The organism is Oligella sp. HMSC05A10, assembly GCF_001808335.1.
Classification (GTDB): Bacteria; Pseudomonadota; Gammaproteobacteria; order Burkholderiales; family Burkholderiaceae_B; genus Oligella; species Oligella urethralis.
The window spans coordinates 1-24990 of record NZ_KV792847.1 but is presented as its reverse complement, the minus strand read 5'-3'; the positions used below and the strand labels follow the sequence as shown (position 1 = coordinate 24990).

Sequence of the window (24990 nt, the reverse complement as noted above, 5' to 3'; positions counted from 1 at the left end):
TACCTGTAGCACCGACCACAATAGGCAGTGCTACAAACAATAAATAAGGGTTAAACAATTATCGTATAAAAATCAATGTGTAATGATAGCATGAAGGGCTACCTGAACGCTTATGGCTCGATGACTTTGAGTGAAGACTTCCAACCTATGGCCTCCTCTAAAAAGCTCAGGTATTGGCGCGCTTTGACTTTGGCGATGATACGCGCATTGTCGGGAAAGATCATCGCATACTCATGCAAGGGGTCAAATAAAAACTCAAGTGCTTGGTTGTGTTCCAATCTCACCCGACCGCCGATATGTGGTTGACTGCGTTGATGACCTAAAAAGCCGCCAGTATCAGAAATCACTTCTCTATCAACAATGCGCCATCTTCTTTGCGATAGCGAATACTCGAAGGTATCGCTCATATGGGTAAGTGGGTTTTGTATCGTATCCAGGCGCCATTGAGTAAGGGCGTCTAAGTCTTTTAGTTTTACTTTTGCCTTTTCTTTTGCCATATCGTAAACCCAGTTTAAAGGGATATTGGATAGGTCACCATAGGTACCCGGTTTGTCATTGCCGAATGCAGTGAGATCGCTTTCATAGAGCGCGCCTCCAATGTCCGAGTGCACACCTAAAAAACCCTGCTCCATCACATTGTCAGCGTTGTCATTATGAAATGAGGTCAGCGGAAATATCATTCTATGCTCATTCATTGCTACTGCATGCGCATAAAGTTGCCAGGCCGGGGACACAGTAAAGTTGTAGTTACTATTGGAAAAGCCCAAGGCACCAAATTGATGCACTGTATCAAATAAGCCTACAAATCGTAAATTGAGACATGCTTGTACTTGTTGCCGTCCGCTAGGACGCCATTTGGCCGTGTAATTAAAGTAACTATCTTTGGTGTATTCGGCAATTTTATTGGCAAAAATACTGGCTAGGGCTGCGCCTCTTGAGAAACCGGATAAATCAATATTAATAAAGTTATCGATTAAGGGACCTTTTTGAGCGATTCTGGCGATTGCATCAACTAATCGCATCCATTGCATATTCAGTACATAAGGGGCCATTGAACCTAAGAGCATATCCTTGGTGGTGCCAGGTATTCGGTGCGGTACTTTCCACTCAAGCAGTTGCCGCGCTTTGAATGATCTCACGCTGGGGTGATAGTTTGCTGTATGCGTTTTGGCCATATCATCCAGGAAGGCATGCATAAACTGATACACCTTGAGATTCGCCTCTTCTGTGCCTAGCCCCTCAATGTAGTGTACCGGACCGTCATCATAGAGTTGACCAAGTTTATAGGCATTAGTTTGTGAGCTTGGGGTGTTGGTAGTGCCGTCAAACACAAACATCAGTAAGCCCAAGGGGTCAATCCATTGACGTGGGTTTTGATTGGCATAACCATAGGCATCGTTGGTAGCAACGGGGCCTAAAGGATCAGGCTCTAGGTAGTGACCGAGCTCAGGATCATAATTTCTATAGATATTTTGATGTAAGCCAGTTTCTGCATCATAGTATTGACCCGGTAGGCGTAAATTAAATTCAATCTTTTCGATGATGGGCTGACTTTTACCAAAGGCTTCATTATCCGCAAGCCAAACCGTTTGTTGATGTTCATCCGTGACTAAAAACGGTTGCCCGCTACCATCGCTATGGATATAGTAGATTTGTGTTTTGTTTGGATCGCTGTAATCAATCAATGCGACTGGCAAGTGTCCGTCATAAATGTAGCGCCGGCTAAGATAGGGTTTATCTCCCCACGAGTTGTAGATTTTTTTATCGGCCTTGGCCGCGGGTAAAAAAGCTTCAGCGACTAATTGCTGATTTAAATAGTAGTATTGGGTTTCACCTTGTGGGGTTGTTTTGCGGATACGCTGATTTAAGCCGTCATACTCATAGCTAGCTAGTATGTCTTGACCCTTGTGAACCTCCTTAAGTAAATTGCTCTCATCATAAATGAGCCGTAGATCATCCATTTGCTGTATAAAGCCAGCGCGATCTCGTTTAATGTTTTTTATAAATAAGGCCTGCTGTTGGCTTTGTTGCTCTCCCTCCTTGCGCGTGTGTAGTTGTTGACGAGCATAGGCCATCCCGCCGGCTTGCCACGCATAAAAATTGGTTTTGCTTTCAAGGCCTTGTGAAGTTTCTTGTTGTGTGTCCGAACGCATTAGTTGGCCAAGCTGATTAAATTCAAATTGGGTATATTTATTGATCTTTAACGCATCCGATAAATGATGCTCGGCAGCTAGTAAGCCATTATCACGGTAATAGCGAATTTCTCGCCAATAGGGGCTAGACTCACCCGCTTTAAGTAGCTCTAAGCGCACGCTGTTATTGCTAAAAGAGGGGTTGGGACGCGCCTGGCTGATCAGTTGATTACCGTATTGGCGCTGATGTGTACCTAAGCGTTGATAGAGTAATTTGGGTGCTTGTTGGGGCTCGGCATCCACGGCTTGCCAGTAAATGGCGCTGAGTTCATGCGCTTTATCATAGTGGTAATACAATGTGCCTTGTTCTGGTAGGGAATGCTCAACAATTCGGTCTTGTTGATGCACATTAAACAGATCGACAAGCATACTTGAAGTGCGACTGCTCCATTTGCGTATGTTGCGGTGCTGAATCTGTTGTGTGAACTTTTTAATCGAGAGTGATTTATGATCCCCCTCGCCCTCTAATGAAAAGTTAGAAGCAAGGGGCTTATTGATAAAATTGCGGCGAGTGTCGAAATGTATAGAGCCTAACAAGCGACCGTAGTTAATGGCAATGCCATTGCGTTGGTAGTGCTGAGTTTTTCTCATCAAAAAATGCGTACCATTCGCATAGTTCTTGTACTTAGGGTACAAGGTGTCGGGATCGATTTCATAAAAGGTCTTACCCGTATATAAACTGCTCCATGCATAGGGCTTAGCGTCTTTATCGTAGAAAATCTTGAGGCCGGGCCAACCACGATGCGCTACCTCAATGCTTTCGATGTGATTATCTGTGGCATGGCGCTTAAGCTTGATATGATTGACGGCGGTGATATAGCCGGCCTCATTGTATTGAATAGTCGTACCGGGGGCGGGGCATTTAAAGCATGGTGCACCCTCAGCCTTGGTTAAAAGGTATTGGCTCCCTAACATGGTGCTGTGAAAACGACTCAGCGTGCCAGCCGTGGTGGACTCAGCTGCCGGCTGGAGAGCACTATCGGCAGAGCGCTGATCGATATCAGGCTGGGGTATAAACTGTCTGACCTCTGTGAGCCCGGTGTCGCCGTTAAACTGAGGGACTTTGATATAGTTAAAGCGCATGCTGAGTGGATGACTTAACTCCTCATGCTGATGGAAGTGCACCTCAACGGCCTGATGGTGTGAGTTATAGCGCCATGAGATATCACGATAGGGCTTGGATTGTTCCTGCTGGAAATGCGTAGCTCGTCTTAATAAATAGGGTGAAAGCTGCTCATCGAAGCCGGTGGCGTTGGCTTGGTATTGATAGTTGATGCGGGCGCCATCCGGCAGCAGAGCGCTCAGTAGTCGAGGGGCCTCTTTATCCACAGGCACATCGTACTCAAACTCAATCCGTCCACTCGGTGTCTTAATATGGGAAATGCGAGCGTGCTGACCCCATGTTTGATACTCAAAGCTCATGCCTTGATGGCTGCGGTTTTGTACGAAGAGAATTGCGTCTTGCGTAGGGCCGGCCCTGGTCTCACGCTCAATAAACACAGCCTCTGCGGCAGGCATTTGACTGACGATTAAACGACCCTGGCCATTAAAAATATCAATCGCACCGGAGGGGTACTGCCAAAGCCATAAATCGCCCCGCAGCGAGGCCAGAAATTGATTTGAAAAATACTCACTGAGTGGCTTTTTATCTTCCGTGGGAATGTTGCCCGCTGCGTTTAGGCGCTCCATAATGGAAGCCGAAGTGATTCTAGTTAGGCTGCCGAACTCATTATTAGGTGATCGGGCAACATCCCCCTCAAAGGCTTCAAAGCTAATGCGGGTACTGTCATCTAGCAGGATTTGCGGTCGCCTGCCTTGTAGATATAATTGACGCTCATAGGAGTGACGCCAGCCCTGACCGATAAAAGAAGGTGTTAATTGGGTGGAATTATAATAACGGAAAAACTCCAAGCCAGAATGGGTGGCAGCGCCGAAATAGTCTCTCTCCTCTTGGAATTTATTGCCATTGCTTAAATTAACCGGATTAGCGGCGGATTTGTCCAGCGTGACATTGCTACCAGTGCCGTAGCATGGGTTACCAGCGCTTTGAGCCGTGCAGGGTGGGGCGCTGGAGGTGGCGCTGCTACTCTGTGCTTGGGCTAGCGGTAGCTGGGTGGCAGCACTGCACGCGATTAAAACGGCAACAACAGAAGTAATAAGCGTTTTCATAGCCATTCTCTAATCAATTAAGGAAATAACTAATTGTGATAGAAAGTCACACTTATAAGTGCAGAGTAGGCTAAATTTGTCCTATGGCTTTTTTGATTTTTTCAACGAGGAGCAGTCTATGTTAATTACTTTTAAATCTAAAAATAGCGGTGAGGTGATGATGTTGGCTAAGCATGCCCTGGCGGTGTTAAAGGCGGCTGGACGTGATTATGGCGATACGATGCCGGCGCAGGGTGTGTTTACCGCTGAGCAACTAACAGAGGCAATTGCCAATTTGCGTCAAGCCATTGATGAAGATAGCCATAAGGATTTGCACAGCTATGCCGTCCACGACCAGGAAGTAGAGCAGCGCGATAAGGAAAATCTTGAGGCTAAGCATCCCTTAATTGAAGGGGTGAATCTTAGTCAGCGCGCTTATCCGCTCTTGAAGATGTTTGAAAGCGCACAACAGCATGGTGATGATGTGGTGTGGAGCGGTGGTAGCGCGTGGTAATGTTTGATGCTGAGTAAGCAAAAACCGCCTTGCATCATGCTGCGAAGGCGGTTGGTACTATTTAGCGTTTTAGCTGATTAGGCGGTTGCCGTCTCAGCCTCTGCTGCGGTCTCAGTACTAAGGTTTTGTAAGTGGCGGTTAATGGCACTGACAACGGCTAGGAAGGATGAGGTCACAATATCTTTATGTAGGGCAACGCCATAGCCGGATTGTGAACCATCTAAACGTAGTTCCACATAACTAGCCGCTTTGGTATTTTCACCGCTACCGATGGCATGCTCCGCGTAGTCCATAAACTCAATTGGCATATTTAAGGCATTGATAAAGGCGGAAATGGCGCCATTGCCTTTGCCCTTAAGGACTTTTTCCTCATCGTGATACTTCATCCGTACTACCACCGAGAAGCGCTCGTTTTCCTCACCATTAGGATGGCTGGTAATCTGATGTTCAATCAGGGTCCAAGGCGATGTTTGGGTTAAGTATTCCGCCTCAAAAATCTGATAAACCATCTGGGCATCCACCTCTTTACCAGTTTCATCCGTGACCCGTTTAATTGCACGGCTGAATTCGATTTGTAAGCGACGCGGCAAGCTTAATCCATGCTCTTCCTCTAGTAGGTAGGCCACACCGCCTTTGCCGGATTGGCTATTCACACGAATCACGGCATCATAACTACGGCCCAAGTCGGCAGGGTCAATCGGTAAATAAGGCACCTCCCACGGCTCATCTGCCTTTTGTACGGCAAAGCCTTTTTTAATCGCGTCTTGGTGTGAACCAGAGAAAGCGGTAAACACAAGATCGCCGGCCCAAGGGTGACGTGGGTGAATTGGTAACTGGTTGCAATATTCGGCGGTGCGACGTACTGCGTCAATATCAGAAAAGTCCAAGCCTGGGTGAATGCCTTGAGTATATAGGTTAATGGCTAAGGTCACGAGGCAGACATTACCCGTGCGCTCACCATTACCAAATAAGCAGCCTTCCACTCGATCGGCGCCGGCCATCAAGGCTAATTCGGCGGCAGCTACGGCAGTGCCACGGTCGTTATGCGGGTGTACGCTGACAATACACGCTTCACGCTGCTTAATATGATTGCAGAAGTATTCGATTTGATCTGCGTAAAGATTGGGTGTGGTGGCTTCAATGGTGGCAGGTAAGTTAAAGACAATTTTTTTGTCGACGCTGGCGCCGTAGGTCTCGGCCACTGCATTACACACCTCAACCGCTAATTCCGGCTCGGTGGTAGAGAAGACTTCCGGTGAGTACTCAAAACGCCAATTAATCTCAGGATATTTGGCTTGCTCAGCCATGACCATTTTGGTACCGGCAACCGCAAACTCACGCACTTCCTCTTTGCTCATGTTGAAGACAATCTTACGGAAAGCGGGTGCACATGCGTTATACATGTGGATCATGGCGTTTTTAGCGCCGGCACAAGACTCAGCGGTACGGGCGATTAAATCCTGACGTGCTTGTGTTAAGACAATGATCGTCACATCATCGGGGATCAGATCGTTTTCAACCAAATGGCGTACAAAATCAAAATCTGTTTGCGAAGCCGATGGGAAACCCACTTCAATTTCTTTAAAACCGATTTGCACTAGGTGCTTAAAGAAGTGTAATTTACGTTCAATACTCATCGGCTCAATAAGCGCTTGGTTACCATCACGTAAGTCGGTACTCATCCAAATCGGTGGCTTGCTAATTTGTTTAGAAGGCCACGTGCGCTCGGAGAAGTCACGTGCAAAGGGTTTGAAAGGAATGTATTTAGTCGCTGGATTCGATAACATGGTGACACCTATTTTTTGCTCAATATGGCTAGTAGCCTTAACTATCAATGGCTGGTCTTAAGAAAAAAACGATATAAAAAACTGCTAAAGCGCACTCCACTCGAGGGAGTCATTTGGGTGGCTCAACGGGTCGGCTGCATAGCACCACCAAGGCTCTAGGCTAGGCAACCGATCAATAAGAGGAGTAAAGCGAGGAGTGCAGCGCTTTGCAATGTAGAGATAGAAGTAGAGTCTTGAAATGCGTGGCTAGACGCAGCAGGAAACACCGACTGAGCTGAGGCCTGTGGGCCATCAACTGAGCTTGCAAAATTTACAGCGAAGGGTTCCTTTAGAATATCCATAAGTATTACTTCTATCATGCCTAAACTAATTAATCAAGCTTTAGGCGCATCATTCACAATAATGATGTCTTTTTCAGCAGGATGTGTGGCGTTTTCGCTAAGCTTACTGCTATCGTTTTGAGGTGCTGGCGCTACCGGTGCTGTGGGGACGGTCGCATCAGTCGTCACCGGCGCTACTCGCACTGTCGGCTCCTCTATCAGCGGCTCGTTCGTGGCTGCAGTGCCATAGAGATGCTGATTGAGCAGCTGCTCTTGGGCACGGGCGTCTTCGATATACTTAAAGCGACCCTGTCTAAGCTCGCGACTTAATTGCTTAATTTGCTCGATTTTAAGTGGTTCACGTCGATCCGCCCAGACCCAAGCCAGTACCTCTAGGCTCATGGGGGATAAGTGGCTGAGTAGGTTTCTTGCCGCAGGCATCGGCACATGGCTTTGAGCGTGATGATTGAGCTGTTGCTGGATTAGGTTGTTGAGAAAAGACAACACCAGTAGGGCTAAGATAATAACAAGTGCCCACCAAAAATACATATCGTACTTTTCGACGTATTCCACCACCATCTCGATGGCCGAGCCATTTAAAAAGTCATAGTTTAGGCCGCGACCGAAGCTTAATATCTTTTGTGCGACCCAATACACTAGGGCTAAGACCAGTACTGTCACGGCGATTAGGGCAAATAAGCGGCCTTTGATTAAGTTAAAAAGGGTGCTGTCAATAAGCTTGATATCGCGTTTGTAGTCGGCTCGTTTCGGCATCATGGTAGGTTCTCAATTGCTCGTTTAATTCAATGGAAAGCTTATTTTAACGATTTTTGGCCTACCTCACCAGCGTATGGATTTAGCGCGCTGGGCAATCCGCAACCTTGCCCCAGGCCCTATTGGGGCCACAGTATTGATTACGAATACGGCTGATACATGCAGGACGCTCGTCAAAACCCAGGGTGCGGCAGTGCGCCATGGCACGATTAAAGGAGGCGACCCATGCCTGATCGCCGCTATTAACCGGTGCGGTGTCCTGTCGACGGATAGGTTGGAAGCTTTGGCTGCCGCCAGTGGTGCCTTGTGTGACGACACCGCTTAAGCGCTGATTCTCTTCAGCGTACATGGCACTTTTTTCCTCATTTTTGAGGGTGGTTGCTAAGCTGTCTTTCTTCACTTTCCAATCAACCTCTGGCTTGGCGGCCGCTAAGCCCTGGGTGCCGTCTAATAAGGGCTGCATAGGCTGCGGTATCAATAAATTACCCTGAGCATCGTATTCGGCCGGCGGGTCAAGCTCGGTGACATTAGGAATATTGGCCTGTACAGGCACTCGATCGGTTAAATAGTCACCTGCTTGCAAGCCTAAGGCGGTTGCAATACCGGCTAACACAATCACTGTAAAAATTAATAAACGCCAAGACATAATAAATAGGGTGCTCCCCTAAGGTTAATTAGTGACTTTCAGCAAAAATCTGACCGCCTTGCTCACGCATTACATGGAATTGTATATCGGGATGGAGCTCCTGCGCTACCCTAAGCTGAGCCTGTGAACTGACCAAAAAGGCTGGCGCATCCACCACATCGTAGGCGATATTGGAAATATTCGCATCTAAAAATTTACGTAAGGCCTGTGGATTGGAACTCGTCACCCAGCGGGCCAAATTGTAGCGGGAGGGTCCTAAAATCGCATCTACCCCGTATTCAGTCTTAAGCCGATGGGCGACTACTTCAAACTGCAATTGACCCACTGCACCCAGTAATAAAGTACCACCCGCAATTTGCGGTTTAAATACCTGAATGGCGCCCTCCTCACCTAATTGCGTCAGGCCGGTATGCAGCTGCTTGCTACGGAGTGGATCTTTGACCTCAACCGTCTGAAAAAGTTCAGGCGCAAAAAAAGGTAATCCGGTAAAGTGTAGCTTTTCACCCTCGGTCAACACATCACCAAGGTGTAATACGCCGTGGTTTGGTATGCCAATCACATCGCCGGCATAGGCCTCATCCACTAAGTCACGCCGTTGTGATAAAAATGAGACGGGGTTGTTTGGACGAATGTCTTTGCCCGTACGCGCAACGCGTAAACGCATACCACGCTCGAATCTACCAGAACTGACACGCACAAAGGCTACGCGGTCACGGTGCGCTGGGTCCATATTGGCCTGCACCTTAAAGACCACACCAGTAAACTTAGGCTCGGAAGGCTCAATCGTACGCTCAATGGCCTCACGGGCACCCGGCGGCGGTGCGTATTCTACTAAGGCATCGAGTAATTCTTGGACACCAAAGTTATACACTGCAGAGCCGAAGAAAACGGGTGTTTGCTTTGCGTCTAAGAAGGCGGCATGATCAAAATCTGGCGTCGCGAGTTGAATTAACTCAATTTCTTCGCGTGCTTTGCCAATGGTATCTGGGCAACGCTCAGTCAATAGCGGATTGCTTAAGTCGGGAATAAATTCATCCTCTGCACTGCCGCTTTTGGACGGATTGGCACGGTTAAACATGCGCATCTGATCCTTGGTCAAATCATAAATGCCGCTGAATTGACGCCCCATGCCCACAGGCCAAGTAAAGGGAATACAATCCATTTCCAAATGGGATTCAATCTCACCGATCAGCTCAAGTGGTTCCCGTACCTCACGGTCGAGCTTATTAATAAAGGTCAAAATGGGTGTATTACGGGCGCGACAGACTTTTAATAAGCGCTCCGTTTGCGGCTCAATACCATTAGCCGCATCCACCACCATGACTGCCGCATCCACTGCGGTTAAGACGCGGTAGGTATCCTCGGAGAAGTCTTGGTGTCCCGGTGTGTCCAAAAGATTAATCACACAATCCCTGTACTCCATTTGCATCACGGAGGAGGCGACGGAAATACCGCGTTGCTTTTCAATCTCCATCCAGTCGGAGGAGGCGTGACGCTCTGCTTTGCGCGCTTTTACGCTACCGGCGATTTGAATTGCACCGGCAAAGAGTAAGAGCTTTTCGGTGAGCGTGGTTTTACCCGCATCGGGGTGAGAAATAATAGCAAAAGTGCGCCGTCTGGCGACCTCTTGGGAAATTTTACTGTTGCTTGACATGCTTTGTGTTAACTTTTCAGCCTTAAATAAATTGAATGAATTGTAGCATGAGCTAAATGATGATTATACGCTCATAAAGGCCATGGTTAATGCCGCTAGAATAAAGCATAGGCCGAAGATTTTATTAATTTTAGCGGTGGTGTGTGGGTTTTTTAAGAATTTGACTAGATTGGCCGCAAGTGCTGCATAGCCCAGCATAATCACTAAGTCCACGGCGCAGAGCGTAAACCAGATAATCACATATTGGATGAGTAAGGGCTTGCTTGTATCAACAAATTGCGGAATCACGGCCAGTAAAAAAATCGCTGCTTTGGGGTTAGTAATATCGACTAAAAAACCTTGTAAAAAGAGCTTGCCTGCGGTTGATGCAGGCATCTTGCTAACATCGACTCGCACCATACTGACGGGCGAGCGATATTGCTTGACCCCTAGGTAAACTAAATAGGTGACACCAACCCACTTAATCACGGTAAAGAGCAGCATGGAGGTTTTAATCATGGCCGCCACGCCGATAATACTGATAATAAATTGTACGCTGTACCCGCCGATCAAGCCAATCACCAAGGCGGAGCCTGGCCACATGCCATAGCGTAAGCCAGCCGCCATGGAGGCAACAGCACCGGGTCCCGGAGAAAGTGAAATAGCCCAAGCGGCAAAAAATAACGTCAACCAGACAGAAAGTAACATAACAATAGCGCAGACCAAGAAAGGGCACGGTTTATCCGTGCTAGTAGGGGATTATATGCTGTTGCTGCGGTTACAATCAGTTATCTTTAAGAGTGGTGTAATTTTTCTACGCCCGATAAAATAGCTTAAGTTTTAATTAATTAGAGTGAGTCTATTATGCGTCAATTTTTTCGAGTCTTTGTTGTCGCCTTGGTTGCGAGTTTCTTAGCCGGTTGCGGTTATAACGAGATTCAGCGTCTGGATGAGGGTGTTAAGGCGGCTTGGTCAGAGACGCTAAACCAGTATCAACGTCGTGCCGATTTAGTGCCGCAGTTGGTTGAAAGTGTTAATGCCTATATGGTGCATGAGCGTGATCTGTTAAAAGAAGTAACTGAGGCCAGAAGTCGTGTGGGTTCGATTAATGTCTCGCCCGATCGTTTACCGACCGAAGAGGAAATGGCTCAGTTCCAAGCCGCGCAGGCGCAGTTAGGCTCTGCCTTATCCCGTTTAATTGCAGTGTCAGAAAACTATCCAGAGCTGAAGTCGGATGGTTTATTTAGAGATTTAAATATTCAGTTAGAGGGTACTGAAAACCGAATTGCGACCGCCCGTGGTCGTTATATTCGTGAGGTTCAAGGCTTTAATACCTATATCCGCCAGTTCCCAACCTTAATTACAGCAAAAATTTTCGGCTACAAGGTGTTGCCTAACTTTGGTGTAGATAATCAAGACAGCATTATGCAACGACCGACTATCCGTTTTGATAGGCCTCAAACTGCGCCTGCTAACTAGGGTAGTAGGGGTGGCGTATGAGGCTGCTTAACTTGTTTTTAAGTCGTTCGGCGTTGGGCTTGCTGTGGCTTTGCACAAGCTGCTTAGCGCTAGTGCTATGGTTGTCGCCGGTGCGAGCTGAGGTGCCGGTGCCGCCGTTGACGAACTACGTGGTGGATGTGAGCGGCACCTTAACAGCAGCGCAACAAAGCGAGTTGAATCAGCGTCTTGCGCAATTGGAGCGTGACAGGGGGTCGCAAATCATGGTCTTGCTAGTACCGACAGTGGCCCCAGACGACACAGTTGAGAGCTACGCCCGACGTGTGTTTGATGAGTGGCGTATTGGTCGCGCCAAAATCGATGACGGTGTATTGGTGCTGATTGCTAAAGACGATCGCCGTATGCGTATTGAGACGGGCTATGGCTTAGAAGGTGCGATTACGGATGTACAGGCCTCTTATATAATTAATCGAGATATGGCGCCCGCCTTTCGGGAGGGTGATTATTATGACGGGATCACAAAAGCCGTGGATCAATTGAGCTTATTAATTGAGGGAGAGGAATTGCCTGAGGTTAAGCAAGCAGAGGATTCACCCTTTTTAGGTTTAGATGGTATCCCCATTGAGTTCCTACTGTTCTTTGCGATTTTTATTTTATTCTGGCCGATTTGGTTAGCGCCTATTGTCGGCGGTGTGTTTATGCTGTCGGTCACCGGCTCTATTGTGGCAGCGATTGTTGCAGCAATTTTTGCCGTCGTGTGGAATTTGATTGCCAAGTCTTTTTTCCGTTCGGGTTTGATTGAGGAAGCGAGTCGTCAAGCGGCCAAGGGTGGCGCACGAGGACGACGCAGCCGCGGTCGGGATAATTGGCCCGGCGGTTTCGGCGGCTTTGGTGGCGGTGGCTTCGGAGGCGGCTTCGGCGGAGGTTTTGGTGGCGGGGGCGGTGGCTCCAGCGGTGGTGGAGGTGCTTCAGGTGGCTGGTAATAAATTCACAAAATTAATTGGCATTGACACGCTTAAGGGGCAATATCTTGGGCGGCGCTATTTTACCAAAGCCTTTTTAAGCGATTTATCTGAGCGTATTGCTGCCAGTGAAGCTCAACATCAGGCCGAGTTGGTGGTGGCGATTGAGCGTAATTTTCCCAGTCATGTGGATTCAAGCCGCGATCGAGCGTTAGAGGTGTATGGTCGTTTGCGTGTTTGGGATACGCCTCTAAATACAGGTGTGCTCTTGTATTTATCCTTGGACCGACAGGCGATTGAAATTATTGCTGATCGGGGGATAGCGGTGGCCCATGAACGCTGGGTTGAGGTCAGCGCAGCTTTGGCGGCGTCATTCAAAGAGAAGCGATTCTGCGAGGGGTTACAGGCTGCTGTGCAGCAAATTGGCGATATTCTCAATCTTGCTTGCCCTGAGACTGAGCCTAAGCCTGAGGGCAATGATGTGTTAGCTAATGAACCCGTGATTTTATAGGGCTTTAGCCCTTAAGTTCCTCGCTTAAGCGCCGCAGCTCTTCATCTCGAGCGCGACTACCTTTAAACTCCTTATTAAGCGCTGACCACTCTGGATGTGAGCGAGCATTTTTAAGGGGTGCTGGTAGCGCCTCCTCTTGCCAAGACTTATAGCTATTGGCACTGCGTTGTATACGATCTTGTGCGGCATGACCGCGACGATCTAGGGCGTCGAGTAAGCTCAGTCCGCGTATTGCTAAAAGCCGCAGCACCGGATCGTCAACGGTCAGCTCACGATATCCTTGCAGCATGCCTAAGAGGCGATTACCAACTTTTTCAGCACCTTGCCAGAGTCCGCCGACAATACCACCAACCAGGGTGCCAGCGCCTAAGCTCAAACCACCAGTGATGATATCGACGGTAGCGCCCGCCATGGCGCCTGCAGCAAAGCCTTTACCTACTCGAATGCCCATATCCATCAGGGCTTCGCTGCTGAATAAGTCACTTTCCCAACGCTCACCACTAATGGGTAAACGATCCTCTTCATAATCGCTCTCATGAAAGCGATAAAGATTGAGTAAGTCACGTATAAATTGATGTTCACGCCGGCGTACCTCGTCTTGCATGGTTTCCCACACACGTAGGCTTTCATCTTCATCTGTACTGCTTTGGCGTCTAAAGGCGCTGATATCGATGAGCATCTCCGCTAATAGCTCCTGACCTTGCAGGCGTCGTTGTTGGCGACGCTGCTGTGCTCCCTTGGCTAAATCGTTTAAGATTTGCTGATAATCATCCAGCACCAACGCCAGCTTTTGATAAAGCTGCTGTTCACCGTCAATGGCCGGTGCCACGGTGTCAAATTCAATCAGTAAATGCAGTCCCAGACGTGAGAGGACGGATTTCCAATCCTCGCTGTAATTGTCCGTGCTATGCAGAAAATTCAGGACTGGGATAAGGGGGCGACCGCAGCGGGCCAATACGGCTAATTCATCACGATGCTTTGAGCGCACGGGTTCGCGTACATCGACCACATAGAGGCCAGCGTCACAGTGCAGTAATTGGCGTAAGACGCGGGCCTCTTGTTCAAAGCGAGCACTGCTTTCAGGGCTGTCTAAAAAGCGTTCAATACTGGCTGGTCCGTCTAAGCGGCTGCCGCTTTGCTGTTGTAGCTGATCTAAATAATCCAGTAAGGCAATGCTGTCCTCCATGCCGGGGGTGTCATACCATTGGAGCTTTAAATCCCCTAATCGTAACAAGGCTCCCTCAACATGACGTGTGGTGGCAGGGGCGTTAGCCACCTCGCCGAAATCAGCATCGTGTAGCAAAGTGCGTAAGAGCGAAGTCTTACCCGTGTTGGTGTGACCGACCACGGCGAGTTTTAGGTAGTCCGCTTTGGACTTAAGGCCTGGTTTAAGCTTATCCATTGCTAGTGTTTATTAGTCAGTAGTTTAAGAGCCGCCTCGCTGTCAGGCAGTATGGCGTCGGCTGCCATGCCCGCATCCAGCAGTGTTTTACGCCAGAGCGTGCTTTGATCGCGTGATGGCTGATGACGATTAATTAACAGCACCCAATGCCTTTGAGCAAACTGGGCAATGGTCTGAATCAGGTTTAAATGACTCCGATCGGGGGTTTGTGCGGCGTCACAAATAAAAAGAATTTGCGCTAAGGGGCTTGTTCTTTGTCCTAGCTCGGCTAACAGTGCATGGCGTTGTTCACGGCTTTCAATATTACCGCCATCAATCACCTGCTCAGCATCACTGAGCTCAAGTAACGGCCATGGTTGGTGGGGGTCTAATTCAATCCCCACCAGTAGTGTGCCATTGCCTGACAGATCACGTGGTGCCTTAACGAAGGTCGCAGTAGGCGCGGCCGGTGCCGGTGCATCCACTCCTAGCCTGACCGCTGCTGGCTCTAAACGTGCCAATAATGGCGCATAGGGGGAGGCCTTAAGATCGATATTGGTGCGAGCAAGCCGATAGCGCGCGATAAAAAAGCTCGTGGTAAAAGCGATGAGGCGTAAAAATAGACCATAAATCAAGACTTGATTTATTAGCCAGTGCGACCAAGCTGCCTGCAAGCCGGAATCGCCTGTCGCTCCTGGCGAGATGAGTTGAGCCACATCCGGTAAACTAAAGCCCAAGCGTGAAGGGAGCCAATTTAAGGCATGAGCGATTTGCTCTAAGGTCGCTAGCGAGAGGATAGTCGTTTCCCACACAAAGCTATAACGACGGGTCGATAGTAGAAAAAATAGGCTAACTAAGGCCGTTGTCAATATCAGCAGCCAAATTAAGTGGCTGGCCGCTGCTAGCAGCCAAGTCGTCGTTCGTTGTTGGCGAGTTAAGCTGAGGAGGGCATTGGCGATGAGGCCGGTATGAGGTCCCCGTGCGAGTTTTTGGGTGAGCCAGAGCCAAGCCTGACCGAGCAGAGGGTAGTCTTTGTCACTGCGTTTAGGAAGTACTAAAAAGATGAGCCAGATAATTAGGCTTAGCAGATGGATCCCTAAAATAGCAATCCAAGCGCTCAGTAAATTCACCTCGCTACTGCGACTACCAAGCGCAGCATAAGCTAAGCCGATACCGCTCATCACCGCCAATAGTAGTAGCAGCAAAAAGGCATACTTGGCATAACGCTTAAAATTGCTAATGCCTTGACTGAGACCGGAGGCATGGGCGAGCTTGTCGGCACGACGAAAGACTTTTTGCTCAGGACTGAGCGTTTGAGCGCGCAGGGCATGAATATAGGCCGAATCATCCATCGGCCCGTGGTGTTGCTCCTTGAGGCGAACAGCCTCGGTTTGCCAAAGCTCGTTAAATCTCGTCATAGGTTATTGCTTGATGTGCTCTCAGGTACTGAATTTTTTGTTTGAACTTGATATTATTTCACACTTTGGCTAGCAATCGCCCCTAGCCAAACCACTGCGCCATCTTCGCTTTGGATTTAGCCTTAATTTCTGGCGAAATATAGCTAGCCACGGTGGTGAGGGCTGCGGTAATCACGCCTAAATCATCTGTAAAGCCGACCACCGGCAGATAGTCCGGAATGGTATCAATTGGCAGAATTAAATAAGCCAAGGCACCATAAATTACGCGTTTAGCCCAAGCCGGCGTGTCGGGGCTCTGGGTGGCATAAAAGAGTTGTAGGGCTTTTTCAATCACGGGCTTACCAGCAGAGAGTGCAAGCTTGCCGATCTTATTAAGTAAATTTTGACGATTGGGGTCGGTATTTTTCATGCTAGGCTCCGGGAACGTTTAAACTTAGCCCTGTTGATTAAATTGCATCATTAAAAATTGTCTGACAATGAGCTGAGTTGAGCAATTTTTTAAACAGAGAGAGTCAATTAATGTAATATCAAAGGTTTAGGTTATGGTTTCTATTTTGTGGTCGTAACACTAAAATCAAGCCTGTAATTAATTTAGTCCGAAAGGAGGAATTATGAAAAAAATAACATCACTCGTAGCCGCATCACTTGTTGCTTTAGCCTCATTTTCTGCGGCGGCACAGGATAAGGCTGAGTTACGTATCGGTGCCGAAGCAGCGTACGCACCCTTTGAGTATAAATTACCTAGTGGTGAGTTAGCGGGCTATGATATTGATATTGGTAATGCCATTTGTGAAAAATTGGCAAAGCAGTGCGTGTGGATTGAGCAGCCCTTTGATAGCTTGATTCCTGGTCTATTAGCACGTAAATTTGATTTAGTGCATTCAGCCATTACAGTCACCGAAGAGCGTAAAAAGGTGATTTCTTTTACTGATCCTTTATATGAAGTTACTAGCCAATTAGTGGCCGCTAAAGACAGTGGTATTGATGGTAGCGACGAGTCACTTAAGGGTAAGACCGTCGGTGTATTACAGGGTTCGGTGCAGGAAACCTATGCGCGTAAGCGTTGGGATAGACGTTCGGGTGTGCGTGTGACCTCCTATGTTGAACAGTCACAGACCATTGCTGACCTAAAGGTTGGTCGCGTGGATGCGATTTTATTTGAATCACCTAATGCCGTTGAGGGTTTATTAAATACAGCTGATGGTGCTGGCTTTACCTTTGTGGGTGAGCCGATTGTTAACGATCCGATCATGAATAATGAAATCGCTATCGGTCTACGTAAGGAAGATACGGAGCTTAAGAGCAAAATCGACGGTGCCCTAAAAGCGCTTAAGGACGAGGGCGTATTGGATGAGCTTGCTAAGAAGTACTTCCAAGATGGTGAGATTTCAGTGATTAAGTAATCAGGGATATTGAGCTAATTGTGTTCTTAGACGGTTATTGGGAACTCATTAAAAACGGCACTTGGGCTACGATTAAGTTAGCCCTTTTGTCCGTTTTATTGTCCTTTGTATTGGGCTTGCTTGGCGCCAGTGCCAAGCTATTTGGCGGTGCCTTGTTGCGTGGCATTGCAACGATTTATACCACGATTATCCGTGCCGTACCTGATTTGGTGCTGATGCTATTGTTGTTTTTCAGTATTCAGATGGGCCTAAATCAAATCACGGATGCCTTGGGTTGGAAGGTGATTCAGATTGATCCCTTTTGGGCCGGTGTGATCGTGATTGGGATGATTTACGGCGCTTATTTTACAGAAACCTTCCGTGGTGCGTTTTTAGCTGTGCCCAAGGGGCAAATTGAAGCGGGCATGGCCTATGGTATGAGTCCGCGACAGGTTTTTAGTCGGATTTTATTTCCACAAATGATGCGTTATGCCATTCCCGGCATAGGTAATAACTGGTTAGTGGTGTTAAAGGCTACCGCCTTAGTCTCTATTATTGGTCTGAGTGATTTGGTTAAGGCCAGTCAGGATGCGGGGCGCGCTACCGGCAATATGTTCAAATACATTCTGATCGCCGGTCTGATTTATTTGGTTTTAACCTCCTTATCAAATATTGTTCTATGGTATTTAGAGCGACGCTACTCGGCCGGTGCTGCTAAATTTGAAGTGGATTAAGCAGCATGGAAAGATTTTTTGAAATTTGGCAGGATTATTGGCAAGCATTCTTAATCTGGGACGGTTTCGAGTTCTCTGGACTGGCCGTTACTTTGTGGATTTTGGTGCTGTCTCTGCTATTTGGTTTTGTGTTATCGGTGCTGTTAGCGGTGGGGCGAGTTTCCAAAAACCTCTTGATTAAGGGGCCGATTTGGTTATTTACCTATGTGTTTAGAGGCACGCCCTTTTATGTGCAGTTATTGCTGATTTATAGCGGCTTAATTAGTTTGGATGTGGTGCGTGGTACGCCCTTATTACGTGATTTTTTTATTAATGGTTATTACTGTGCCATTTTGGCCCTAACCTTAAATACCACCGCCTACACCACGGAAATGTTTGCCGGCTTTATCCGTACCACCGCCAAGGGGGAAATCGAAGCGGCTAGAGCCTTTGGTATGAGTAAATGGCAGCTGTATCGGCGTATTATTATTCCTTCAATGCTGCGACGGGCGATGCCCGCCTATAGCAATGAGGTGATTTTGATGCTGCATACCACCTCTTTAGCCTTTGCCGCCACGGTACCGGATATTTTAAAGGTGGCACGCGATGCCTATGCAGCGACCTATCAAGCGTTTATCGCTTATGGTATCGCCGCATTACTGTATATGGTGGTCGCCTTTGTGATTGTGGCTTTATTTAGAAAGATTGAAAAACGGGCCTTAGCGTATCTTGTGGTTAGCCCAAAAAGTGATAAACAGGTAGTTAACAATGTATAAATTAGAAGTTCTGGATATTCATAAGTCTTATGGTGACCACGAGGTATTAAAGGGCGTTACCTTACAGGCAAAAGCCGGTGATGTGGTGGCGATTATCGGTTCCAGTGGTTCCGGTAAAAGTACTTTTTTGCGCTGTATTAATTTTCTTGAGCAGGCCAATGAGGGGAAAATCATCCTTAACGGTCAGGCCTTGCCTTTGGAAAAAGATACTAAGGGCTATCTTAAAGTCAGTGATAAAAAGGCGTTGCAGCAGTTTCGTACCAAATTGGCGATGGTGTTTCAGCACTTTAACTTATGGGCGCATATGACGGTGTTGGATAATATTATTCAAGCCCCGGTGCATGTGTTGGGGGTTAAAAAGGAGGATGCCATTGCCCGTGCACGCGCCTATTTGAAAAAAGTGGGTTTACCAGCTGATGCGGAGTCAAAGTATCCGTCACAGCTTTCTGGCGGTCAGCAGCAACGCGTTGCCATTGCTAGAGCGCTGGCAATGGAGCCTGAGGTGATGCTGTTTGATGAACCGACCTCGGCTTTGGACCCGGAGCTAGTGGGTGAGGTGTTGAAAGTGATGCAGGAACTGGCCGAAGAGGGTCGTACCATGATTGTGGTGACCCACGAGATGGGTTTTGCGCGTCATATTGCCACTCAAGTGATGTTTTTACATGAGGGTGTGGTGGAGGAGCAAGGACCACCTGCAGAGGTCCTAAATAATCCAAAGAGTTTACGTTTACAGCAGTTTTTGTCCGGTAATTTAAAATAGTAAGGGCTTGAGCTTGTGATGCTCAAGCTCAACAATCATTATGATGACTTTCGGTTGGGACATTGCACTGTGTTTATTAGTGCTGGGTAGTGTCGGTGGCTTTATGGCCGGTCTGCTAGGCGTGGGCGGTGGCATGATATTGGTGCCGTTTTTAACCATGCTATTTAGTTGGAAGGGGATGCCCTTGGAGTTAGTGGTGCATGCCTGTATAGCGACCTCCATGGCGATGATTTGCTTTACCTCTTTATCCAGTATGCGTGCCCACCATAAGCGTGGCGGTGTATTGTGGCCAGTGGTGGCGGCCTTGGTGCCGGGGGTGTTTTTAGGCGGCTTTTTGTCGGGAGGGGTGGTCTTTTCCTTTATTAGTACCGCTTGGCTAGCCCTGGTGTTTTCGCTTTTTATGGCTTATTCAGCCTTTAATATGGCGATCGATAAAAAGCCTAAGCCTTCGCGTCAGTTGCCCGGCTTTTTAGGCACTACTTTCGTGGGTACGATCATTGGTTTTGTCTCTGGTTTGGTTGGCGCCGGGGGCGGTTTTTTAACCGTGCCGTTTCTTGTTTGGTGTAATGTGAATATCCGCAATGCGGTTAGTACCTCTGCTGCACTTGGTTTTCCTATTGCGCTAGCAAATACCATTGGCTTTATTTATTCAGGTCTTAAGGACATTGGCTGGCAGCCGGGTATGGTGGGCTATATTTATTGGCCGGCATGGTTAACCTTAATTTCTACCAGCGTGCTAATGGCACCGGTGGGTGCGCATTTTGCCCATACTTGGCCGGTTAAACGTATTAAGAAAATCTTTGCCTTTGTACTGTCCTTTATTTGTCTTTATATGTTGAGAACATCGCTGATCGCCTTTGAACTTATCTAGGCAAAAAAAATAGCACTGCTGGCAGTGCTATTTTTCGTTTCGTTAAAAGGAACCAAATATCGTTCCTAGGGCAATCACGCTACTTAAGGCCAGGATCGGACCGAAAATGGTGACGGCGGCAATATCCATGTAGGACTGACGGTGATTCAAACTGCAAATGGAGAGTAAGGTGATAATCGCTCCACAATGCGGCAAGGTGTCAAAGCCACCAGCAGCAATCACCGCTACCCGGTGCAAGAGCTCGGGACTAATATTATTTTCAAGGGCAATTTGTAGGTAATCTGCACCTAAGGTCTGCAAGGCAATACTTAAGCCACCAGAAGAAGAACCCGTGATCCCTGCCAAGGTCATCATTGCTACTGCCTCAGAAATCAGTGGATTATTTGGTGATACGTTTAATACCAATTTTTTTAAAATAGCAAAGCCTGCAAGACCGGCAATCACTGCGCCATAGCCCACTTCCGAAGCGGTATTAAAGGCGGGTAGCATGGAGCCGAGGGTGCCCTTATTGATGGTGTCGCGCAAGTGATGAAAACGCGCAAAGGCAATGATAATCAGCCACAGTGAGGCCAGCACCAATGAAATAATAATGGCCCAAATGCCGAGTTTCTTCGTCGGATCAATGGCCTCAAAGGCTTGATTGATGGCAGAGAAGTCCATCGCCGGGAAAATCACATAGGTAAATAAAGCATTGAGGGCAATCACCAAGAGTAGCGGTGAAAAGGCCAGCAGCACCGGCATCTGTGCTTGCGTGTTGAGATGCTCATGCGCTACGCCGTCATTATGTTCACCATAGCCTTCGCCCGCTGCTTGGGCGGCCTGGGCGCGTCGATTAAGCCAGAGCCAACCCACAAAAAACATGATTGCTGCAGCGATAATCCCTAAACCCGGTGCGGCAAAGACATTGGTACCGTAGTAAGGGATAGGAATGGCGTTTTGAATGGCTGGTGTGCCGGGCAAGGCCGTCATGGTAAAGGTAAAGGCACCCAGGGCAATCGCCCCGGGAATCAGGCGTTTAGGAATATTGGCCTGATAGAACATCACCTTAGCAATAGGGAAAATCGCAAATGCCACCACAAATAAAGAAACGCCACCATAGGTTAAGGCGCCGCACGCAAGCACCACGGTAAGAATGGCATGCTTAGGTCCCAAGACTTTGGTAAACCACGTGGCAATACTAGAAGCCGCACCGGAATCGGCAATAAGCTGCCCAAAAATGGCGCCTAAGAGGAAAATGGGAAAGAAATTCAGTAAATAATTACCCAAGGCACCCATAAAGGTTTCAGTGTAGATGGGTAGCATTAAGCTGATATCACCCGATAATAAAACGGCTAAGGCTGCCAAGACGGGCGCTAGTATAAGCACTGAAATACCTCGATAAGCAAGGTACATCAGTAGAAAGAGAGAGATTAAAATGGCTAGAGTACTCACACAAGGACTCCAATGTTGAGATGGTTTGTTAGGTGTCAAAAGCTTAACACCTTAGTGATGAAGGGCTGATGACATTTGGCTATCCATGAAAAAAATGAGCACCAGCAAGGTGGTGCTCCTGATGAAGTGAGTGAGTCTAGGACTGTACTAAACAGTCGCGATTGATTTCTGATATCTGACGATTAGAGGTTAGGGTCATGGCGACACGCATTTCTTTTTCTAAGAGATTCAGTAAATTACTGACGCCTTGTCCACCGGCAGCGGCTAAGGCATAAATATAGGCACGCCCGATCATGGTTGCATCGGCCCCTAAGGCGAGCATGCGTACGATATCTAAACCGTTACGAATGCCTGAGTCGACGAGGATTTTTAACTCGCCTTTGACAGCATCGGCAATGCTCGGTAGGGCTTTGGTGGTGGACAGCACACCGTCTAATTGGCGACCGCCGTGGTTAGACACGACGATACCATCTGCCCCAAAGCGCACCGCATCCTTGGCATCATCAGCATCAAGAATGCCTTTAATCACCATGGGACCATCCCAGAATTCACGAATCCACTCTAAGTCTTGCCATGAGATCGAGGGGTCGAAGTTTGCTCCCAACCAACCCATATAGTCTTCTAGGGCCACGGGCTGACCACGATAACGGGAGATATTACCCAAGTCATGAGGGCGACCGTGTAAGCCGACATCCCACGACCAGAGAGGATGTAATGCGGCTTGTAAATAGCGACGCCATTCGGCATAGGGGCCACTCATACCCGAATGGGCATCACGATAACGGGCACCGGGCACGGGCATATCCACCGTAAACACGAGGGTGGAGCAGCCAGCTGCTTTGGCGCGCTCAAGCACATTTTTCATAAAACCGCGGTCTTTTAGCACATACAGCTGGAACCACATCGGTCGTGAGAGCGCCGGCGCCACTTCTTCAATGGGGCACACGGACACGGTTGACATGGTAAAGGGGATGCCATAGTCGGCTGCGGCTTTGGCTGCTTGTAGCTCACCGCGGCGAGCATACATACCCGTCAGGCCCACTGGCGACAGAATTAAGGGGATACGGAGCTTTTCTCCGAAGAGCTCCATGCTTGTGTCCAGGGCTGACATATCGCGGAGCACACGCTGTTTTAATGCGACCTTCGCCAGATCGTTGACATTATCGTCAAGGGTGCGCTCGGCATAAGCGCCGCCATCAATGTAATGAAATAAAAAGGGCGGTAAGCGTCGCTTAGCTGCCTTACGGTAATCGGTAGATGAAGCAATAATCATGGCTCTGATAGTAAGGAATGTTGAGGGATTGTTTTATTATAAACTAATAAATGGTAGGACCACTTTATATAAAACATAAGAATACATGAGATTTTAAGTAAAATAATTCAGGGTTTCTCCTTATATACGGATATTTGGTACTACCAGTATGATCGAACACATTCAAAAATAGTCAAATTGTATTCCCTAGAGGAGTGTGGAGATGCTTTATACCTTATTAGCCTTAGCGCCCATTGCTGTCGTTTTTTTACTGATGGTGGTGTTAAGGTATCCTGCCAAATTGTCAATGGGCGTGGCCTATGTGGTCACCGCTGCATTGGCCTTCTTTGTTTGGCACACGGAGGCGGCGGTGATTGCTGCGGCCACGGTGAACGGTGTGGTTACGGCGTTGACCGTGTTGTTTATTGTGTTCGGCGCCATTTTATTGTTGAATACCTTAAAAGTCAGTGGTGCCTTAGTGGCCATTCGCCAAGGTTTTATGGGGATTTCTCCAGACCGCCGGGTGCAAGTGATTATCGTGGCTTGGTTATTTGGCTCGTTGATTGAGGGTTCTTCCGGTTGGGGGACGCCGTCAGCGGTGGTTGCGCCCTTGCTGTTGGCGCTAGGTTTTCCAGCGATGGCCGCTGTGATGTCAGTCTTAGTGATTCAATCCACACCGGTGTCGTATGGTGCGGTTGGTACGCCCATGTTGGTTGGTGTGCTGTCAGGGATTGATAATAAGGCGGATGTGGCTGCCATCATTGCACCGATGCAGCCACTGGAGTATTTGCAGCATATTGTGCAAAATGTGGCCTTAATCCATGGTTTGATTGGGGTGGCTATTCCGCTGATTTTATGTGGTTTATTAACGCGTTTCTTTGGCGCTAAGCGCTCCTTTGTGGAAGGGCTGAAGGCGTGGAAGTTTGCGCTCTTTGCAGGGGTGGTCTTTACGGTGCCGTATTATTTTATTGCGGCGTTGTTTGGGCCGGAGTTTCCCTCTTTGCTAGCTGCGCTTATTGGTTTGATGATTGCCGTGCCAGTCGCTAAAAAGGGTTGGTTGCTCCCTAAAGAGAATTTTGATTTTCCACCACGTGAGCAATGGGAAAGTGCATGGTTAGGTAGTTTATCTTTGGATCAACAGCAAAGTGGCAGTAGTTTCTCTGTTTGGCGTGCGTTTTCACCCTATGTGATTGTGGTTGGCTTGCTCGTGTTGACGCGTACCGTGCCGAGTATTAAAGCTTTCTTGGTATCGCCAGAGTTAACGATCAGATTCAGTAATCTGTTTGGTACCTCTATCAGCACTTCAGCGCAGTTCTTATATTCACCAGGTTCGGTGTTACTGCTCGCCTCCTTAGCGTGTATTGTGATTTTCGGTGTGAGTGTGCGTCAGTATGCGCATGGTGTCAAAGAGTCAATGATGACCATGGTTAGTGCAGCACCCGCCTTATTATTAGCGGTGCCAATGGTGCAGGTATTTATTAATTCGGTTTCAGCCGATGGCTCAATTAGCAGCATGCCTTTGATTTTGGCGCACAGTGCCGCCGCCATCGCAGGTGATGCATGGCCGTATTTTTCACCGTGGATCGGTGCCTTGGGTGCCTTTGCAGCGGGCTCAAATACCATTAGTAATATGATGTTTGCTTACTTCCAGTTTTCTACTGCACAAGAGATTGGTTTAACGCTTGATCAGTCGGCGATTGTGGTGGCGCAACAGGCAGTGGGTGGTGCCGCCGGTAATATGGTGTGTGTGCATAATGTCGTGGCGGCGAGTGCCGTGGTCGGTATGCTTAACCGTGAGGGTGAGATTATCCGTAAAACCCTGGTGCCTTTATTCTATTATGTGGTTCAGGCCGGTCTAATCGGACAATGGTTGATTAGTGCCAATTGGGTTTGGGGTGTGGCTGCAATCCTATGGCTAGCGGCGTTCTTATTGACGTTGTCATTCAGCAAAGGTAAAGCGGTGGTGGCTACGGCGGTTAAAGCTTAATAAGCGTTAAGTAATGAGTAAAGGGGCGTAAGCCCCTTTTTATGTTTGCCCAGCGAGGTTGGCAAACCCGACAG

General features: G+C 48.1%; 21 protein-coding genes. 10 read left to right on the top strand and 11 right to left on the bottom strand.

Annotated elements, in window-relative coordinates; genetic code table 11:
- Nucleotides 1-110: 110 nt before the first annotated feature.
- The gene (locus HMPREF3144_RS01115; RefSeq protein ID WP_070475796.1) at nt 111-4361 is read right to left on the bottom strand and encodes an RHS repeat-associated core domain-containing protein; all 4251 of its coding nucleotides are present in this window, start codon (nt 4359-4361) and stop codon (nt 111-113) included.
- Between the two features lie 118 nt (nt 4362-4479).
- Between HMPREF3144_RS01115 and HMPREF3144_RS01110 the strand changes: the two genes are divergently transcribed.
- Nucleotides 4480-4854, top strand: coding sequence for a DUF1840 domain-containing protein (locus HMPREF3144_RS01110; RefSeq protein ID WP_018025345.1), 375 nt, complete (start codon nt 4480-4482; stop codon nt 4852-4854).
- Nucleotides 4855-4931: 77 nt separating this feature from the next.
- Here HMPREF3144_RS01110 and leuA read toward each other — a convergent pair whose 3' ends face one another.
- The 5 genes from leuA to HMPREF3144_RS01085 all read right to left on the bottom strand — a co-directional run bounded on the left by leuA (nt 4932) and on the right by HMPREF3144_RS01085 (nt 10722).
- Nucleotides 4932-6641 carry a 2-isopropylmalate synthase gene (gene leuA / locus HMPREF3144_RS01105; RefSeq protein ID WP_018025346.1) on the bottom strand — a complete coding sequence of 570 codons (1710 nt, stop codon included), beginning with the start codon at nt 6639-6641 and terminating at the stop codon, nt 4932-4934.
- Between the two features lie 374 nt (nt 6642-7015).
- Nucleotides 7016-7738 (bottom strand): hypothetical protein, encoded by a 723-nt coding sequence (locus HMPREF3144_RS01100; RefSeq protein ID WP_036557880.1) that lies wholly within the window; start codon nt 7736-7738, stop codon nt 7016-7018.
- A 79-nt stretch (nt 7739-7817) separates the two neighbouring features.
- Nucleotides 7818-8381 carry a hypothetical protein gene (locus tag HMPREF3144_RS01095; RefSeq protein WP_070475792.1) on the bottom strand — a complete coding sequence of 188 codons (564 nt, stop codon included), beginning with the start codon at nt 8379-8381 and terminating at the stop codon, nt 7818-7820.
- 28 nt (nt 8382-8409) lie between these two features.
- Entirely contained in the window at nt 8410-10035 is a 1626-nt protein-coding gene (locus HMPREF3144_RS01090; protein WP_070471069.1) for a peptide chain release factor 3, read from the bottom strand.
- Between the two features lie 63 nt (nt 10036-10098).
- Nucleotides 10099-10722, bottom strand: a complete 624-nt coding sequence (locus tag HMPREF3144_RS01085; protein ID WP_018025350.1) for a LysE family transporter — start codon at nt 10720-10722, stop codon at nt 10099-10101.
- A 156-nt stretch (nt 10723-10878) separates the two neighbouring features.
- Between HMPREF3144_RS01085 and HMPREF3144_RS01080 the strand changes: the two genes are divergently transcribed.
- From HMPREF3144_RS01080 to HMPREF3144_RS01070, 3 genes are read left to right on the top strand one after another with little or no spacing between them, the layout of a single operon-like run.
- Nucleotides 10879-11493 carry a LemA family protein gene (locus tag HMPREF3144_RS01080; protein WP_018025351.1) on the top strand — a complete coding sequence of 205 codons (615 nt, stop codon included), beginning with the start codon at nt 10879-10881 and terminating at the stop codon, nt 11491-11493.
- Between the two features lie 17 nt (nt 11494-11510).
- On the top strand, nt 11511-12455 hold the full coding sequence (locus HMPREF3144_RS01075; RefSeq protein ID WP_036557872.1) for a TPM domain-containing protein: 945 nt from the start codon (nt 11511-11513) through the stop codon (nt 12453-12455).
- Nucleotides 12364-12945 carry a TPM domain-containing protein gene (locus tag HMPREF3144_RS01070; RefSeq protein WP_246823826.1) on the top strand — a complete coding sequence of 194 codons (582 nt, stop codon included), beginning with the start codon at nt 12364-12366 and terminating at the stop codon, nt 12943-12945. Before HMPREF3144_RS01075 ends, HMPREF3144_RS01070 begins: the two co-directional genes overlap by 92 nt.
- A 4-nt stretch (nt 12946-12949) precedes the next feature.
- Here the strand turns inward: HMPREF3144_RS01070 and HMPREF3144_RS01065 are convergent, their stop codons facing one another.
- The 3 genes from HMPREF3144_RS01065 to HMPREF3144_RS01055 all read right to left on the bottom strand — a co-directional run bounded on the left by HMPREF3144_RS01065 (nt 12950) and on the right by HMPREF3144_RS01055 (nt 16153).
- Nucleotides 12950-14347 carry a GTPase/DUF3482 domain-containing protein gene (locus tag HMPREF3144_RS01065; RefSeq protein WP_070471071.1) on the bottom strand — a complete coding sequence of 466 codons (1398 nt, stop codon included), beginning with the start codon at nt 14345-14347 and terminating at the stop codon, nt 12950-12952.
- Between the two features lie 2 nt (nt 14348-14349).
- The gene (locus tag HMPREF3144_RS01060) at nt 14350-15744 is read right to left on the bottom strand and encodes a DUF2868 domain-containing protein (RefSeq protein WP_246823825.1); all 1395 of its coding nucleotides are present in this window, start codon (nt 15742-15744) and stop codon (nt 14350-14352) included.
- Between the two features lie 82 nt (nt 15745-15826).
- Complete coding sequence (locus HMPREF3144_RS01055; RefSeq protein ID WP_018025356.1) at nt 15827-16153, bottom strand: YkvA family protein; 327 nt, start codon at nt 16151-16153, stop codon at nt 15827-15829.
- Nucleotides 16154-16355: 202 nt separating this feature from the next.
- On the opposite strand from HMPREF3144_RS01055, the gene HMPREF3144_RS01050 reads away from it, so the two are divergent.
- The 5 genes from HMPREF3144_RS01050 to HMPREF3144_RS01030 are packed head-to-tail and all read left to right on the top strand — an operon-like array spanning nt 16356 to nt 20246.
- Complete coding sequence (locus tag HMPREF3144_RS01050; protein WP_070475790.1) at nt 16356-17147, top strand: transporter substrate-binding domain-containing protein; 792 nt, start codon at nt 16356-16358, stop codon at nt 17145-17147.
- A gap of 20 nt (nt 17148-17167) precedes the next feature.
- Entirely contained in the window at nt 17168-17860 is a 693-nt protein-coding gene (locus HMPREF3144_RS01045; protein WP_070475786.1) for an ABC transporter permease, read from the top strand.
- Nucleotides 17861-17865: 5 nt separating this feature from the next.
- Nucleotides 17866-18615 carry a histidine ABC transporter permease HisM gene (hisM, locus tag HMPREF3144_RS01040; RefSeq protein WP_036557862.1) on the top strand — a complete coding sequence of 250 codons (750 nt, stop codon included), beginning with the start codon at nt 17866-17868 and terminating at the stop codon, nt 18613-18615.
- Nucleotides 18608-19375: an ABC transporter ATP-binding protein gene (locus tag HMPREF3144_RS01035; protein WP_018025360.1), complete on the top strand. Its 768-nt coding sequence runs from the start codon at nt 18608-18610 to the stop codon at nt 19373-19375. The genes hisM and HMPREF3144_RS01035 overlap by 8 nt, the downstream gene beginning before the upstream one ends.
- A 40-nt stretch (nt 19376-19415) precedes the next feature.
- Nucleotides 19416-20246 carry a sulfite exporter TauE/SafE family protein gene (locus HMPREF3144_RS01030; RefSeq protein WP_036557859.1) on the top strand — a complete coding sequence of 277 codons (831 nt, stop codon included), beginning with the start codon at nt 19416-19418 and terminating at the stop codon, nt 20244-20246.
- A gap of 42 nt (nt 20247-20288) precedes the next feature.
- Here HMPREF3144_RS01030 and HMPREF3144_RS01025 read toward each other — a convergent pair whose 3' ends face one another.
- Both HMPREF3144_RS01025 and lldD read right to left on the bottom strand, forming a co-directional pair.
- Complete coding sequence (locus HMPREF3144_RS01025) at nt 20289-21677, bottom strand: GntP family permease (RefSeq protein ID WP_070475784.1); 1389 nt, start codon at nt 21675-21677, stop codon at nt 20289-20291.
- A gap of 136 nt (nt 21678-21813) precedes the next feature.
- On the bottom strand, nt 21814-22950 hold the full coding sequence (lldD, locus tag HMPREF3144_RS01020; RefSeq protein ID WP_036557854.1) for an FMN-dependent L-lactate dehydrogenase LldD: 1137 nt from the start codon (nt 22948-22950) through the stop codon (nt 21814-21816).
- Between the two features lie 202 nt (nt 22951-23152).
- Between lldD and HMPREF3144_RS01015 the strand changes: the two genes are divergently transcribed.
- Entirely contained in the window at nt 23153-24916 is a 1764-nt protein-coding gene (locus tag HMPREF3144_RS01015) for an L-lactate permease (RefSeq protein ID WP_070475781.1), read from the top strand.
- Nucleotides 24917-24990: the final 74 nt, after the last annotated feature.

What these genes read in the sequence shown, in the direction of transcription:
- HMPREF3144_RS01115 (WP_070475796.1), bottom strand. Translation starts at nt 4,361, where the DNA reads ATGAAAACGCTTATTACTTCTGTTGTTGCCGTTTTAATCGCGTGCAGT.
- HMPREF3144_RS01110 (WP_018025345.1), top strand. Translation starts at nt 4,480, where the DNA reads ATGTTAATTACTTTTAAATCTAAAAATAGCGGTGAGGTGATGATGTTG.
- leuA (WP_018025346.1), bottom strand. Translation starts at nt 6,641, where the DNA reads ATGTTATCGAATCCAGCGACTAAATACATTCCTTTCAAACCCTTTGCA.
- HMPREF3144_RS01100 (WP_036557880.1), bottom strand. Translation starts at nt 7,738, where the DNA reads ATGATGCCGAAACGAGCCGACTACAAACGCGATATCAAGCTTATTGAC.
- HMPREF3144_RS01095 (WP_070475792.1), bottom strand. Translation starts at nt 8,381, where the DNA reads ATGTCTTGGCGTTTATTAATTTTTACAGTGATTGTGTTAGCCGGTATT.
- HMPREF3144_RS01090 (WP_070471069.1), bottom strand. Translation starts at nt 10,035, where the DNA reads ATGTCAAGCAACAGTAAAATTTCCCAAGAGGTCGCCAGACGGCGCACT.
- HMPREF3144_RS01085 (WP_018025350.1), bottom strand. Translation starts at nt 10,722, where the DNA reads ATGTTACTTTCTGTCTGGTTGACGTTATTTTTTGCCGCTTGGGCTATT.
- HMPREF3144_RS01080 (WP_018025351.1), top strand. Translation starts at nt 10,879, where the DNA reads ATGCGTCAATTTTTTCGAGTCTTTGTTGTCGCCTTGGTTGCGAGTTTC.
- HMPREF3144_RS01075 (WP_036557872.1), top strand. Translation starts at nt 11,511, where the DNA reads ATGAGGCTGCTTAACTTGTTTTTAAGTCGTTCGGCGTTGGGCTTGCTG.
- HMPREF3144_RS01065 (WP_070471071.1), bottom strand. Translation starts at nt 14,347, where the DNA reads ATGGATAAGCTTAAACCAGGCCTTAAGTCCAAAGCGGACTACCTAAAA.
- HMPREF3144_RS01060 (WP_246823825.1), bottom strand. Translation starts at nt 15,744, where the DNA reads ATGACGAGATTTAACGAGCTTTGGCAAACCGAGGCTGTTCGCCTCAAG.
- HMPREF3144_RS01055 (WP_018025356.1), bottom strand. Translation starts at nt 16,153, where the DNA reads ATGAAAAATACCGACCCCAATCGTCAAAATTTACTTAATAAGATCGGC.
- HMPREF3144_RS01050 (WP_070475790.1), top strand. Translation starts at nt 16,356, where the DNA reads ATGAAAAAAATAACATCACTCGTAGCCGCATCACTTGTTGCTTTAGCC.
- hisM (WP_036557862.1), top strand. Translation starts at nt 17,866, where the DNA reads ATGGAAAGATTTTTTGAAATTTGGCAGGATTATTGGCAAGCATTCTTA.
- HMPREF3144_RS01035 (WP_018025360.1), top strand. Translation starts at nt 18,608, where the DNA reads ATGTATAAATTAGAAGTTCTGGATATTCATAAGTCTTATGGTGACCAC.
- HMPREF3144_RS01030 (WP_036557859.1), top strand. Translation starts at nt 19,416, where the DNA reads ATGATGACTTTCGGTTGGGACATTGCACTGTGTTTATTAGTGCTGGGT.
- lldD (WP_036557854.1), bottom strand. Translation starts at nt 22,950, where the DNA reads ATGATTATTGCTTCATCTACCGATTACCGTAAGGCAGCTAAGCGACGC.
- HMPREF3144_RS01015 (WP_070475781.1), top strand. Translation starts at nt 23,153, where the DNA reads ATGCTTTATACCTTATTAGCCTTAGCGCCCATTGCTGTCGTTTTTTTA.